Source organism: Streptomyces sp. JL2001, from assembly GCF_050917515.1.
Lineage (GTDB): Bacteria > Actinomycetota > Actinomycetes > Streptomycetales > Streptomycetaceae > Streptomyces.
The window spans coordinates 4,957,323-4,971,744 of record NZ_CP169421.1 but is presented as its reverse complement, the minus strand read 5'-3'; the positions used below and the strand labels follow the sequence as shown (position 1 = coordinate 4,971,744).

General features: G+C 73.7%; 10 protein-coding genes. 2 read left to right on the top strand and 8 right to left on the bottom strand.

All coding sequences use genetic code 11. From position 1 onward, the window contains the following. Positions 1 to 106 precede the first annotated feature (106 nt). Positions 107 to 676: an AAA family ATPase gene (locus ACE1OA_RS22170; protein ID WP_356599004.1), complete on the bottom strand. Its 570-nt coding sequence runs from the start codon at positions 674 to 676 to the stop codon at positions 107 to 109. Further along, positions 651 to 1,688 carry an EamA family transporter gene (locus tag ACE1OA_RS22165; RefSeq protein WP_432754086.1) on the bottom strand — a complete coding sequence of 346 codons (1,038 nt, stop codon included), beginning with the start codon at positions 1,686 to 1,688 and terminating at the stop codon, positions 651 to 653. Before ACE1OA_RS22165 ends, ACE1OA_RS22170 begins: the two co-directional genes overlap by 26 nt. 111 nt (positions 1,689 to 1,799) lie before the next feature. Here ACE1OA_RS22165 and ACE1OA_RS22160 point away from each other — a divergent pair, with 111 nt between their 5' ends. Next, positions 1,800 to 2,711, top strand: coding sequence for a LysR family transcriptional regulator (locus ACE1OA_RS22160; RefSeq protein ID WP_356599008.1), 912 nt, complete (start codon positions 1,800 to 1,802; stop codon positions 2,709 to 2,711). Between the two features lie 263 nt (positions 2,712 to 2,974). Beyond that, positions 2,975 to 4,825 (top strand): glycoside hydrolase family 3 protein, encoded by a 1,851-nt coding sequence (locus ACE1OA_RS22155; RefSeq protein WP_432753262.1) that lies wholly within the window; start codon positions 2,975 to 2,977, stop codon positions 4,823 to 4,825. A gap of 109 nt (positions 4,826 to 4,934) precedes the next feature. Here ACE1OA_RS22155 and ACE1OA_RS22150 read toward each other — a convergent pair whose 3' ends face one another. From ACE1OA_RS22150 to speB, 6 genes are all read right to left on the bottom strand, one after another. Next, a complete protein-coding gene (locus ACE1OA_RS22150) occupies positions 4,935 to 6,389 on the bottom strand; it encodes an aminopeptidase (RefSeq protein WP_356599012.1) in 1,455 nt (484 codons plus the stop codon). Positions 6,390 to 6,476: 87 nt separating this feature from the next. After that, the gene (locus ACE1OA_RS22145) at positions 6,477 to 6,884 is read right to left on the bottom strand and encodes a hypothetical protein (RefSeq protein WP_432753261.1); all 408 of its coding nucleotides are present in this window, start codon (positions 6,882 to 6,884) and stop codon (positions 6,477 to 6,479) included. Positions 6,885 to 7,101: 217 nt separating this feature from the next. Further along, positions 7,102 to 7,485, bottom strand: a complete 384-nt coding sequence (locus ACE1OA_RS22140) for a hypothetical protein (protein WP_356599016.1) — start codon at positions 7,483 to 7,485, stop codon at positions 7,102 to 7,104. Between the two features lie 70 nt (positions 7,486 to 7,555). Continuing rightward, the gene (locus ACE1OA_RS22135) at positions 7,556 to 11,266 is read right to left on the bottom strand and encodes an ABC transporter ATP-binding protein (protein WP_432753260.1); all 3,711 of its coding nucleotides are present in this window, start codon (positions 11,264 to 11,266) and stop codon (positions 7,556 to 7,558) included. A 202-nt stretch (positions 11,267 to 11,468) separates the two neighbouring features. Then, positions 11,469 to 13,151, bottom strand: coding sequence for a thiamine pyrophosphate-binding protein (locus tag ACE1OA_RS22130; protein ID WP_356599019.1), 1,683 nt, complete (start codon positions 13,149 to 13,151; stop codon positions 11,469 to 11,471). A gap of 271 nt (positions 13,152 to 13,422) precedes the next feature. Beyond that, positions 13,423 to 14,418, bottom strand: a complete 996-nt coding sequence (speB, locus tag ACE1OA_RS22125) for an agmatinase (RefSeq protein ID WP_356599021.1) — start codon at positions 14,416 to 14,418, stop codon at positions 13,423 to 13,425. Between the last annotated feature and the right edge of the window lie 4 nt (positions 14,419 to 14,422).

Sequence of the window (14,422 nt, the reverse complement as noted above, 5' to 3'; positions counted from 1 at the left end):
ACGGGGGGTGAGGGCTGACGGCTCGCGGTGGCCGGTGGCGGCGCGGTGCCGGCCCGCGTACGGGGTACGGGCTCCTCCCGGCGACGGGCACAGGCCCCCCGCCGGCTCAGTGCCGCGCGGTCGGGACCCCGGGCGTCAGTCCCGTCGCCGCCAGGACCGCGTCGACGGTCTCCTCCACCGACTGCCGGGCGTTGTCGATCCAGACGCCGTCGCCCGAGAGGTCCGCCCGCATCACCTCGTCCAGCGGCGCCCAGTCGGTCGTCAGGCGCTTGTCGCGCGCGTTGTTGCGCTCCCACGCCGTCGCCGGGCCGGGGGCCAGGAAGACGACGTGGAAGGGACGGTGCCGCAGAGCGGCGCGGTAGTAGTCCAGGTGGCTGCGGCGGACGACGACGTCGTCGATCACCGGCAGGAAGCCGGCCGTGGTGAAACTGTCGGCGAGCAGGCAGGCGTTGCGGGCGCGCAGGAAGATCTGGCGGTCGGCCTCCGGGTCGCCGTCCGGGGTCGGCCAGTGGCAGCCCCGGACGATGAGGCCCTGGAGCCCGTCCACCTCGATGTGCGCGGACCGCGCGAAGCGCGCGGCGAGGGCCGCGGCAACGGTCGACTTGCCGCTGCCGGGGATGCCGCTGAGGAGGACGGTCGCGGGCGCGGGCTCACGGTCGATCGGCACGAGTTCCATGGGACAGGACGATATCCGGATCTTGGTCGACGCCCCCGGACGCCTCCGCGGGGTCCCCGGCCGCCGCTCCGGAGGGGAGTCGCCCGGCACCGGAACCGGCCGCCGGCACGACGGGGGACGACGTCGCCGCCACGGTGGCGGACGGGGCCGTGGCCGCCCGGGCGGGCGAGAGCGACGTCAGCGCCACTCCCCCGACCAGCAGCGCCGCGGCGCACCAGCGCAGCGGGCTGACGCCCTCGCCCAGGAAGAGGGCCGCCGAGGACATCCCGAAGACCGGCACGAGCAAGGAGAACGGCGCGACCGACGAGGCCGGGTGCCGCCGGAGCAGCCATCCCCAGGCACCGAAGCCGAAGATCGTGGTGACCCAGGCGACGTAGAGGACGACGCCGGCCCCGGCCCAGTCCAGGCCGCGCAGCGCGGCGAGGTCCCGTTCCGGCCCCTCCAGGACGAGGGACAGGGCGAGCAGCGGCAGGACGGGGACGGTGCTGACCCAGACCATGAAGTTGAGGGCGTCGGGCGGGGCGGCCTTGCGGGTGAGCACGTTGGAGACGCCCCAGCAGGCCGCCGCGGCGACGCAGAGCGCGAAGCCGGCGAGCGGCCCCGAGGCGCCCTCGTCGACCGCGGCCACGCCGATGCCGGCCAGCGCGACCGCCATGCCGACGAGCTTCGCCCGCCCCGGCCGCTCGCCGAGCGCGACGAAGGCGAAGAGGGCCGTGAACACCGCCTGGATCTGCAGGACCAGCGAGGAGAGACCGGCCGGGGCGCCCAGGTCCATGCCGGTGAAGAGCAGGCCGAACTTGGCCACGCCGAGGACGAGTCCGACGCCCACGATCCACTTCCAGGCCACCTTGGGGCGGCCGACCAGGAAGACGGCGGGCAGCGCGGCGACGAGGAAGCGGAGGGCGGAGAAGAGCAGCGGGGGGAAGTGGCCGAGGCCGATCTCGACGACGACGAAGTTGACACCCCAGACGGCGGCGACGAGCGCGGCGAGGGCGATGTGGGCGGGGCGCATGCGATCGAGCATCGCCGCTCCCGACCGTGTAGCACCAGCACGGATTCCTTTATGGTTCGATGAAGCAGCGCTACATCCGGGCTGTCGCCGTACCGTCGCCGAGGAGGCATCGTGCTGGATCTCGGACGCCTGCGGGCGCTGCACGCCGTCTCCGTCCACGGGACGGTGGGCGGGGCGGCCGCCGCCCTCGGCTACACGCCGTCGGCGGTCTCCCAGCAGATCGCCAAGCTGGAACGGGAGACCCGCACGACCCTGCTCGAACGCCAGGGCCGCGGCATCCGGCTGACCGACGAGGCGCACCAGCTGGTCGCCACGGCGGAACAGCTGCTGTCCCTCGTCGAGGAGGCGGAGGTACGGCTCGAGGAGCGGCGCGGGCTGCCCGCCGGACGGCTGTCGATCGGGTGCTTCGCGAGCGCGGCGCGCGGTCTGATGCCCCGGGCGCTCGCCGAGCTGGCCCGGCGCCATCCGTCGCTCGACGCCCGGCTCAGCGAGGTCGACCCGCACGTGTCGATCGAACTGGTGGCGCGCGGTGTGATCGACCTGGCCGTCGCCCACGACTGGGACATCGCCCCGATGCCGACCCCGCCGGGCGTGGAGCAGGCGGTGATCGGCGACGACCTCTGCGACGTGCTGGTCCCGCGTGCGCATCCGCTGTCCGAGCGGGCGTCGGTGCGGCGGGAGGAGCTGGCGGGCGAACGGTGGATCTCGCAGCCGCCGGGGACCGTGTGCCACGACTGGCTGATGCGGACGCTGCGGGCCACCGGGTACGAGCCGCACATCGTCCACCAGGCCGAGGAGAACCACACCCAGGTCGCGCTCGTCGCCGCCGGGCTCGGGGTCGCGCTGGTGCCGCGACTGGGCCGCGGGGCCCTGCCGCCGGAGGTGACCCCGGTCCGGCTGGACCCGGTCCCGACCCGTCGGCTGCGGGCCCTGTGGCGTACGGGCGCGGCCCGCCGCCCGGCCATCACCGAGACGGTCCGTACGCTCCAGGAGCTGTGGCCCTCGGTCGCGGCCGCGATCTGACCCCGCCTCACCTCGGTCCCGCCCGACCGGTCCCGCCCTGCCCGGGTCCGTCCGGCCGGCCCCGCCGTCCCCAGGGCCGCGTACGCACGCACTGGTACGCGCGCGCCCGCGTGCTCCCGCCCGCACCGGGCCCGGCGCGCGAGGCCCGTGGACACACCACGCGACGCGTTTCTTGCGCAGATCCTTGACCTGGCAGTTACTTTCGGGCTATCCGTGGCACCTTGGAAGTTTCCTTCACCCTTGCACGGCCGGAAGGAGCATCAGTGCACCACCGCGCCACCTCCAGACGCACCCTCCTCACCGTCACCGCCGCCGCCGCCGCGGCGGCCGTCACCGGCGTGACCACCCCGCTCGCCCACGCCGGGACGGACTCCGGATCCGACTCCCGTTCCGGGGCAGGCCTCCCCGACGCCCGGCTGCGCCGGCTCATCTCCGGCATGTCGCTGGAGGAGAAGGTCGGCCAGCTCTTCGTCATGCGGGTGTTCGGGCATTCCGCCACCGCCCCCGACCAGGCCGACATCGACGCGAACCTCGCGGAGATCGGCGTCCGCACGGCCGCCGAGCTCGTCGACCGGTACCACGTCGGCGGGATCATCTACTTCGCCTGGACACACAACACCCGCGACCCGCACCAGATCGCCGAGCTCTCCAACGGCATCCAGCGGGCCGGCCTCGCCCAGCGCACCCCCCTCCCCCTGCTGATCTCCACCGACCAGGAGCACGGCATCGTCTGCCGGGTCGGCGAGCCCGCCACCCTGCTCCCCGGTGCGATGGCGCTCGGTGCCGGCGGCTCCCACTCCGACGCCCGCCGGGCAGCCCGGATCGCCGGCGCGGAACTGGCCGCCGTCGGAATCCGCCAGAACTACGCCCCGGTCGCGGACGTCAACGTCAACCCCGCCAACCCCGTCATCGGCGTCCGCTCCTTCGGCTCCGACCCGCAGGCCGTCGCCGGACTGGTCGCGGCCCAGGTCAAGGGCTACCAGCGGGCCGGTGTCGCGGCGACGTCCAAGCACTTCCCGGGCCACGGCGACACGGCCGTGGACAGCCACTACGGCCTGCCGACCATCACCCACACGCGCGAGCAGTGGGCCGAACTCGACGCACCGCCGTTCCGCGCGGCGATCGCCGCCGGGATCGACTCGATCATGACCGCGCACATCGTCGTGCCCGCGCTCGACCCGAGCGAGGACCCCGCGACGCTCTCCCACCCGATCCTGACCGGGATCCTGCGCGGGCAACTCGGCTACGACGGCGTGGTGGTGACGGACGCGCTCGGCATGGAGGGCGTGCGGACCAAGTACGGCGACGCGCGGGTCCCCGTCCTGGCCCTCAAGGCCGGCGTCGACCAGCTGCTCAACCCGCCGAAGCTGGACGTCGCCTGGAACGCCGTGCTCGAAGCGGTCAAGGGAGGCGAGCTCACCGAGGCCCGGCTCGACGAATCGATCCTGCGGATCCTGCGCCTGAAGGCGAAGCTGGGACTCTTCCAGGAGCCCTACGTGAGCCGGGCGGGCGTGGACCGCACGGTCGGCATCCCGTCCCACCTCGCGCACGCCGACCGCATCGCGGAGGAGACCACCACCCTGCTCCTCAACGAGGGCGGGCTGCTGCCGCTCTCGCGCCGGAGCCACGGCAACGTCCTGGTGGTGGGCGCCGATCCGGCCTCGCCGTCCGGGACGACCGGGCCGCCGACCACCACCCTGGCCACGGCCTTCACCGAACTCGGTCACACCGCGACGGCGTTGTCCACCGGGATCACACCGACCGCGGCGAAGATCGACGAGGCGGTGGCCGCGGCGGCCGGCAAGGACGTGATCGTCGTCGGCACGTACAACGTGACCGCGACCAGCCCCCAGCGGACCCTCGTCTCCCGGCTCGCCGCGACCGGGGTCCCCGTGGTGACGGTCTCGATCCGCAACCCGTACGACATCGCCCAGCTCGCCGGTCAGCGCGCGACCGTCGCCACGTACTCCTGGACCGACGTCGAACTGCGGGCGGCCGTCAGGGTCCTGGCGGGCCGGGCGCGGCCGCGGGGACGGCTGCCCGTGCCCGTGCTGCGCGCGGACGACCCGACCCGGGTGCTGCACCCCGTCGGCTTCGGCCTGCCGTACCGGTGACCCGGCGGGTGTCCCGCCGGGCCGGTCCGGCGGGACGCCACCGGCCGTGAACGACCGCGTGGCCGGAACCCCGAGGGGGTTCCGGCCACGCGTCGTCCGATGCCGGGGGCTACGGCCGGAGGCCGTGCTCCCGGTTCAGCTGCTCGTCGTCCACCGTGTCGAGGCGGGCGTCGAAGCGGGCCAGCGGCCGGGCCGCGGCCGTCGCCTGGGCGTCGACTCCGGCCCAGGCCAGGATGCGGGCGGTGGCCTTCGTCCGCTCGGCCTCGACGAGCGCGGCGACGGTGGCACCGTGGTTGGCGCCCGGCGCGTAGTAGACGTAGCTGTCGCGCGCGCCCTTGCCGAGGTGGAACGGTTCAGCACCCCACGGGTCGTTGCCGCCGTAGACGAACAGCATCCGGTTCGCGTTCTTGCGGACCCAGTCGTCGACGTCCCGCATGACCCACGGCTTGAACTTCATCGGGATCTCGCGCGGCACGAAGTTCCGGGCCGGCTGGTAGCCGTAGCGGCTCAGGCCCTTGAGGTGCGGCTGCTGGATGGTGGGCGAGCCGAGTTCGGTCGCCGCCTGGTAGTAGTACGGGGTGTACCCCTCCAGGCCCTGGTCGGTGTACGCCGAGAAGCCGGAGTAGGCGTCGATCGTCTCGTACACCGTGTCGTCGGTGGCCGTGGCGGCGTCCGGGATCTCGTCGCAGACGTCCTGGCCGTAGTACTGCCAGAAGCCCCAGACGAAGTCGAGGACGACGGCCTCGTACGCCTTGTCGAGGGAGCCGACCGTGTTGAAGGTGGCGCCTTCCGACGCCGCCCACGTCTTGTACTTCTCCTCCAGCGGCGCGCGGCGGACGAGCGCCTCGCGCTGCATCGCGTTGAGGCGGTCGCGGCACTCCTTCGTCCCGACGTTCGCGAAGAAGCGGTCGTACGCGGAGTCCTCGTTGTTGACCACGTCGTTGGGCGCCACGTAGGCGACCACGCCGTCCATGTCACGCGGGTAGAAGCGCTCGTAGTACGTCGCCGTCATGCCGCCCTTGGAGGCGCCGGTGGAGAGCCACTTCTTCCCGTAGATCGTCTTCAGGGCGGTGAAGATGCGGTGCTGGTCGCTGGCGGCCTGCCAGATGTCCAGCTTGCTCCAGTCGGCGGGCTGCGGCCGGGACGGCGTGAAGAACCGGTACTCCATGGAGACCTGGTTGCCGTCGATGATCCGGGTCGGCTCGCTCCGGCTGGGGGTGGTGCTCAGCGAGTAGCCGCTGGTGCGGAAGACCGTGGGGCGGTCCGAGTCCTTGTGGAGGACCGAGATCCGCTGCTGGAACGTGCCCGCCCAGGGGCGGTGGTGGTCGATCGGCTGCTCGTAGTTCAGGACGAAGTAGCGGTACCCGGCGTAGGGCTTCTCCTCGATCAGGGTCATCCCGGGGATCGCCAGGATGCGGTCCTTGATGTCCGTGGTGGCGGACGTGCCGGCGGTCGTGGCGCCGGACGCGCCGGTGGCCGGCTCCGCGGCGGTAGCCGCGCCGGTCGTCCCGACGGTGCCTATGAGCACCGTGAGCGACAGCAGCCATCTCAGCGACTTGCGCATTCACCCTCCCCATGATTCACAACGGTGTCGCGAACCTAGCGGGGCGAACGTGTGTGCCGCCAGACCCAGTTGGCCCTTACCTATGCTTCAACACAGGATCCACCCGGTCGACACCGTGCGCCCGGCGACGGTGCCCGAGGCCCGGACGCAGCGGTTGAGCGCGTGCACCGTGACCGGGCCGGCCTGGCGGCTGAACCGCCCGCTGTCGACGACGGGCCGGCCGCCCCGCGGCTGGAGCGAGACGGCCATCGCGCGCCGCGCGCCGGGGCGCTTGGCGACGGTCAGCGCGCAGACGTACTGCCGGGTCTTGTAGAGGCGCAGCTCGCCGGTGGCGAAGGGCACGGTCTTGGTGGGCCGCCCGCTGCACACGGAGGCGGCTTCCGCGGACGCGGCGCCGGGCCCTCCGATCACCAGGGCGCCCGCGGTGAGCAGGACCGCCGTCACCTGCCCGAGCAGCCGCACACCGTGCGCTCCCGCTCTCGTCTCACCGAACACGTGTATCCCTCCCACCTCTGTGCCGTACGTGCGTACGACGCACGGGAGCCTCAGGCGGTTGCCTCCGGCGCGGATCGTGCCGGTGGCACGCTCCGTGAACCGTCCGGAAACCGGCGTCGGCGGCTCGCCCGGCGGGATCGGCGCGGCGCAGGCGTGCCGGGCGGGCCCGACCGGCCGCTCGTGCCGGGAGGGAGCGGCGGACAGGGCGGGACGGCCCTCAGCCGGTCGACGTGAGGACCAGCAGCAGGAAGACGCACTCCGCGCCGATCAGGGTCCAGAACGCGGCCTTGCGGGACGCGGCCGGGGGCGTGGTGTCCGGGGTGCACAGGGTGTGGATCCAGGCCGCGGCGGCCACCGCCAGGGTCGCCAGGTAGAACCACGACGGGGTCGTGGAGCAGCCCTCGCGGTAGCCGACGCAACGGGCGGCGTTCTCGGAGGCGAGGGCGAGGATGCCGGCGAGGACCGTCGCGGGCACCAGCAGGAGGCCGGCCCAGAGGGAGCGGGTGCGCAGGCGGACGGCCTCGGCCGAGGGGGCCGGGGCAGCGCCGGCCGGGGCGCGGTCGGGGCCGTCGGGGACGGGGGCGGAGTGCTCGGTGCTCATGGGCCGATTCCATCCCGTACCCGGGGAGGCCGCCATGCGCCGGCCTACTCAGCTCCCCGGGTCCGGGTACTCACACCCGCTCCGGCTCCTCCTCGCCTATGAAGGTCCGCCACAGCTCCGCGTACATGCCGCCGCGGGCCAGCAGTTCGTCGTGCGTGCCGTCCTCGGCCACCTTGCCGTCGGCCATGACGACGACCCGGTCCGCGCGGGCGGCCGTGGTGAGGCGGTGGGCGACGACCAGGGTCGTGCGGCGGCCCACGAGCCGGTCGGTGGCCTGGTTGACCTGGGCCTCGGTGGCCAGATCGAGCGCCGCCGTCGCCTCGTCCAGGAGCAGTACGTCCGGGTCGACCAGTTCCGCGCGGGCCAGCGCGATCAGCTGGCGCTGCCCGGCCGAGAGGTTGCGGCCCCGCTCGGCGACCTCGTGGAGGTAGCCGCCGTCCAGGGTCGCGATCATCTCGTGCGCGCCGACCGCGCGGGCCGCGGCCTCGACCTGGGCGTCGGTCGCGTCGGGGCGGCCGTAGGCGATCGCGTCGCGGACCGTGCCGGCGAAGAGGTACGCCTCCTGCGGCACGACCCCGAGCCGGTGGCGGTAGGAGGTGAGGTCCAGGTCGCGCAGGTCGGTGCCGTCGGCGGTGACCCGGCCGCCGGTCGGGTCGTAGAACCGGGCGACCAGCTTGACCAGGGTCGACTTGCCGGCGCCGGTCTCGCCGACGAAGGCGACGGTCTGGCCGGCCGGGATGCGCAGGTCGATCCCGGTCAGGGCCTCCTCCTCGTCGCCGTAGGCGAAGGAGACGTCCTCGAAGGCGATCTCGCCGCGCAGCGAGAGCACGTCGAGGGGTTCGTCGGCCGCGGCCGTGGACGTCGGCTCGCGGAGCAGTTCCTGCATCCGTCCCAGTGAGACGGTGGCCTGCTGGTAGCCGTCGAAGACCTGCGAGAGCTGCTGCACCGGCGCGAAGAACAGGTCGATGTAGAGCAGGTAGGCGACCAGGGCGCCGGTGGTCAGTGTGCCCGCCTCGATGCGGTTCGCGCCGACGATCATGACGGCCGCGGCGGCGACGGACGACAGCAGGGTGACGAACGGGAAGTAGACCGAGATCAGCCACTGCCCGCGGACCCGCGCGTCGCGGTAGTCGTCGCTGCGCTCGGTGAAGCGGGCCACGCCGTCGCGCTCGCGGCGGAACGCCTGCACGATCCGCAGTCCGGAGACCGACTCCTGCAGGTCGGCGTTGACGACGCTGATCCGCTCGCGGGCGAGCTCGTACGCCTTCACGCTGGAGCGGCGGAAGAAGTACGTGCCGACGGCGAGGACGGGCAGCGTCGCGAAGACGACGAGGGCGAGCTCGACGTCGAGCACGAGCAGCGCGCCCATGATCCCGAAGAAGGTGACGACGGAGACGAAGGCGGTGACCAGACCGGTCTGCAGGAACGTGGACAGCGCGTCCACGTCCGTGGTCATCCGCGTCATGATCCGGCCGGTCAGCTCGCGTTCGTAGTAGTCGAGGCCGAGCCGCTGGAGCTGGGCGAAGATCTTCAGCCGCAGGGCGTAGAGGACCCGCTCGCCGGTGCGGCCGGTCATCCGGATCTCGGCGGTCTGCGCGACCCACTGGACGAGGACGGCCAGCAGGGCGAGCACGGAGGCGGTCCAGACGGCCCCCAGGGCGAGCCGGTTGACCCCGTCGTCGATGCCGTGGCGGATCAGGATCGGCAGCAGCAGCCCCATGCCGGCGTCGACGGCGACCAGACCGAGGCTGAGGAGCAGCGGCAGCCCGAAGCCGCGCAGCAGCCGGCGCAGCCCGTAGGAGTCCTCGGGGGTGACGGCGCGGGCCTCGTCGATGTCGGGGGTGTCGGTGGCCGGCGGGAGCGCCTCGACGGCGGCGAGCAGCTCTGGGGTGGCGCCGGGCGCGGCGGCCTCCTCGGCCTCCTCCTCACGGATCCACAGGGCGGTGGTGATGCCGCGCTCGACGTCGAACTCGGCTTCCATCTCCTCGCGGAGCCTGCGGTCCTCGGGGATCTCGACGGGGGTGAGCCGGCCGGGCGAGACGCCGCCGAGCTCGTCGGGGTCGGTGAGCAGCTTGCGGTAGAGCGCGGAGCGCTTCTCCAGCTCCTCGTGGGTGCCGATGTCGGCGAGCCGGCCTTCGTCGAGGACGGCGATCCGGTCGGCGAGACCGAGGGTGGAGCGGCGGTGGGCGATGAGGAGGGTGGTGCGGCCGGCCATCACCGAGGCGAGGGCCTCGTGGATCTCGTGCTCGACGCGGGCGTCGACCGCGGAGGTGGCGTCGTCGAGCAGGAGCAGCCGCGGGTCGGCGAGGATCGCGCGGGCCAGCGCGACGCGCTGGCGCTGGCCGCCGGAGAGGGTCAGGCCGTGCTCGCCGACCTTGGTGTCGTAGCCGTGGGGCAGCTCGGCGATGAAGCGGTCCGCCTGGGCGGCGCGGGCGGCCGTCTCGATCTGCTCCTGGGTGGCGTCCGGATGGCTGTACGCGATGTTGGCGCGCACCGTGTCGGAGAACAGGAAGCTGTCCTCCGGCACCAGCCCGATGGCGGCCCGCAACGAGTCGAGGGTGAGTTCACGGACGTCGTGGCCGCCGACGAGGACGGCGCCGCGGGTGACGTCGTAGAAGCGCGGCAGCAGGAGCGAGACGGTGGACTTGCCGCTGCCGGAGGCGCCGACGACGGCGACGGTCTCGCCGGAGCGGATCTCCAGGGAGAAGCCGTCGAGGACGGGCCGGCCGTCCTCGTACGCGAAGCTCACGTCGTCGAACTCGACCGTGGCCTCGGCGTCCGCCGGGAGCTCCTTCGAGCCGTCCTGCAGCGTGGGCTCGGTGTCGATGAGCTCCAGGACGCGCTCGACACCGGCGCGGGCCTGCTGGCCGACGGTGAGGACCATGGCGAGCATGCGGACCGGGCCGACGAGCTGGGCGAGGTAGGAGGAGAAGGCGACGAAGGTGCCGAGGGTGATCTGGCCGCGGGTGGCGAGCCAGCCACCGAGGGCGAGGACGGCGACCTGGCCGAAGGCGGGGACGGCCTGGAGCGCCGGGGTGTACCGCGCGTTCAGCCGGATCGTGCGCAGCCGGCCCGCGAAGAGCTTGCGGCTGGCGTCCCGGATCTTGCCGGTCTCCTGGTCCTCCTGGCCGAATCCCTTGACCACCCGGACGCCGGTGACGGATCCGTCGACGACTCCGGCGACGGTGGCGGCCTGGGCCTGCGCGTACCAGGTGGCGGGGTGCAGGCGGGTGCGGCTGCGCCGGGCGATGAACCAGAGGGCGGGGGCGACGGCGAGCGCGACGAGGGTGAGCGGGAGGGACAGCCAGGCCATCACGACCAGGGAGATGAGGAAGAGCAGGAAGTTCCCGATGGTCATCGGGAGCATGAAGAGCAGGCCCTGGATCAGCTGGAGGTCGCTGGTGGCACGGCCGACGACCTGGCCGGTGGACAACTCGTCCTGGCGGCGGCCGTCCAGCCGGGTGATCGTCCCGTACATGTCCGTGCGGAGGTCGTGCTGGACGTCGAGGGCGAGGCGTCCGCCGTAGTACCGGCGGACGTAGGTGAGGAGGTAGACGAGGACGGCGGAGCCCAGCAGGAGCCCGGTCCAGACGGCGAGGGAGCGGGTGCCCTTGCCGATCACGTCGTCGATGATCACCTTGGTGATGAGCGGTACGAGGGCCAGCACGGCCATGCCGACCAGCGAGGACCCGAGCGCGAGCACCACGTTCGCGCGGTACCGCCACGCGTATCCGGTCAGTCTGCGCGCCCAGCCCTGCTCTTTGTGCCCCACCGCCGCCACGTGGCGCCTCCCGTTCGTCCTGGTCTGCCGGAAGGCACCAACGACGGCGGCCGGTGATTTCATCCCGCCGCAACAAAGCGGGGGCGAAGACCGGTCCGCAGACCTAGGTCCACGGACGGGTCACGGGGTGTCCCGCTGTCGCGCCCCGAGCCCGGCAGGGTCGGCGGGGCGCCCCCCGGGGCCGGGAACGGCGCCGCCCCCGTCACAGGTGCGTCGGCTCGAACATCCGCAGCAGTGCCGGCAGGACCACGACCGACGGGCCCGGGGTCGCCAGGGCCTTCGCGAGGTCCGACGTCAGCGACTCCGGCGTCGTGCGGACCGCGGGGACGCCGAAGGACTCCGCCAGGGCGACGAAGTCCGGGCGGGCCAGCTCCGTGGCCGTGGCCTCGCCGAAGGCGTCCGTCATGTACTCGCGCAGGATGCCGTAGCCGCCGTCGTCGACGATCAGCCAGGTCACGTCGGAGCCGTACTGCTTCGCCGTCGCCAGTTCCGCGATCGAGTACATCGCGCCGCCGTCGCCGGAGACCGCGAGGACCGGGCGGGTCGGGTCGGCCGCCGCCGCGCCGAGCGCCGCCGGGAAGCCGTAGCCGAGGCCGCCGGCGCCCTGGGCGGAGTGCATGGTGTTCGGGTGGCGTGCGTCGAAGGCGGACCAGGCCCAGTAGGCCAGGATCGTCATGTCCCAGAAGCTCGGGGACGTGTCCGGCAGCGCCTCGCGGACCGAGGCGACGATCCGCTGCTCCAGGCCGAGGTCCTGGGCGGCGATCCGGTCCCGGACCTTGGCCAGGACGGAGGCCACCCGCTGCGGCGCGCCGGCGTCGGTGCGCTCCGGGACGGTCTCCAGGAGCGCCGAGAGGCCGAGCCGGGCGTCGGCGTGGATGCCGAGGGCCGGGTGGTTGGACTCCAGCTTCCCCGCGTCGGCCTCGATCTGGATCACCCGGCCGCGCGGGGCGAAGGTGTGGTAGTTCGAGGACAGCTCGCCGAGGCCGGAGCCGACCACGAGGAGGACGTCCGCGTCCTCCAGGAAGTCGGTGGTGTGCCGGTCCTCCAGCCAGGACTGGAGCGAGAGCGGGTGCTCCCACGGGAAGGCGCCCTTGCCGCCGAAGGTGGTGACCACGGGCGCGTCGATCCGCTCGGCGAGCGCGAGCAGCTTCCCCGAGGCGTCGGCGCGCACGACGCCGCCGCCGGCGATGATCGCGGGGCGTTCGGCGTGCGCCAGCAGGTGGGCCGCCACCGCCGTCAGCTCGGGCCGGGGCACGACCTCCTCCGGCGTCGCGTCCATCGCCGTGACGACCGGCAGGGTCGTCTCGGCGAGCAGCACGTCCTGCGGGATCTCCACCCACACCGGCCCGTGCGGGGCGGTCAGCGCCGACTCCCAGGCCGCCGCGATCGCCGACGGGATCTGCGACTGCGTACGGACGGTGTGCACGGACTTCACGACGTCCCGGAAGGACGCCTGCTGGTCGCGCAGCTCGTGCAGGTAGCCGTGGCGGCCGCCGCCGAGTCCCGCGACGGGGACCTGGGAGCCGATCGCCAGGACCGGGGCGGAGGCCGCGGCGGCCTCCTGGAGCGCGGCCAGCGACATCAGCGCGCCGGGACCGGTGGAGAGCAGCAGCGGGGCCGCCTCGCCGGTGATCCGGCCGTACGCGTCGGCGGCGAAGCCCGCGTTGTTCTCCACGCGCAGACCCACGTAGCTCAGCGAGGAGCGGCGCAGTGCGTCGAACATGCCGAGCGCGTGCTGCCCGGGCAGCCCGAAGACCGTGGTCGCGCCGAGGCCGGAGAGGGTCTCGACGACGAGGTCGCCGCCGTTCCGCCCGGCGGGCGGGTTGAGCGCGGCCTCGGTCTGCGCGGCGGAGGGCCGCAGCACGAGGTCGTGGTCGTGGGTCATGACATCCCCTCGGGGTGGCGTGGTCGGTCGGGTGCGGCGCGTGGGCGGGCGAGGCGGCCGCGCACCCCACGATGCCGGGTCCCGCGGCGGGGTGCGGCGGGCGGGGTGCGCCCGGTGGCGTGGGGCGGGCGGTCGCACGCCGGGCGGGCCGCCCCGCGACCGCCCGGCGTGCGCCGGGTGCGGTGCGCCGTCCCCGGTCGGCGCACCACCGGGTCGCGGCGGAGCCGGGAGGTGCGCCGCCGGGCGGCGGGGGCCGGGGGCCGGGGCCGGACTAGCGGGCGGCCTGCTCCTCGCCGGCGGCGCGGTTCGCGGCGATCTGGCGGGACATGATCGTCGTCAGCTCGTACGCGGTGTGCGAGGCGGCGACGGCGGTGATCTCGGCGTGGTCGTACGCGGGGGCGACCTCGACGACGTCGGCCGAGACCAGGTTGCAGGAGGACAGGCCGCGCAGGATCTCCAGCAGCTCGCGGGAGGTCATGCCGCCCGCCTCGGGGGTGCCGGTGCCGGGCGCGTGCGCCGGGTCCAGGCAGTCGATGTCGATGGAGATGTACAGCGGGCGGTTCCCGATGCGCTGGCGGAGCTGGTCGGCGACCTCGTCGGCGCCGCGGCGGTAGATGTCCGCCGAGGTGACGATGCCGAAGCCCATCTTCTCGTCGTCGGTGAGGTCCTGCTTGCCGTAGAGCGGGCCGCGGGTGCCGACGTGGGACAGCGCCTCGGTGTCGAGGATGCCCTCCTCCACGGCGCGGCGGAACGGCGTGCCGTGGGTGTACTCGGCGCCGAAGTACGTGTCCCAGGTGTCGAGGTGCGCGTCGAAGTGCAGGAGCGCGACCGGGCCGTGCTTCTTGGCGACCGAGCGCAGCAGCGGCAGCGCGATGGTGTGGTCGCCGCCCAGGGTCATCATGCGCGCCCCGGTGCCGAGCAGCTCGTCGGCGGCGGCCTCGACGGTCTCGACCGCCTCGTTGATGTTGAACGGGTTGGCGGCGATGTCACCGGCGTCGGCGACCTGCGCGAGGGCGAACGGCGAGGCGTCCTGCGCCGGGTTGTACGGGCGGAGCAGGCGGGACGCCTCGCGGATCGCGTTGCCGCCGAAGCGGGCGCCGGGACGGTAGGAGACGCCGCTGTCGAAGGGGACGCCGACCACGGCGACGTCGGCGGTGCCGACCTCGTCGAGCCGCGGCAGCCGGGCGAACGTCGCGGGACCGGCGTACCGCGGGATGCGGGACGAGTCGGTCGGGCCGCGGAAGGCGTTCTGGTCGCTGCTGCTCATGGTC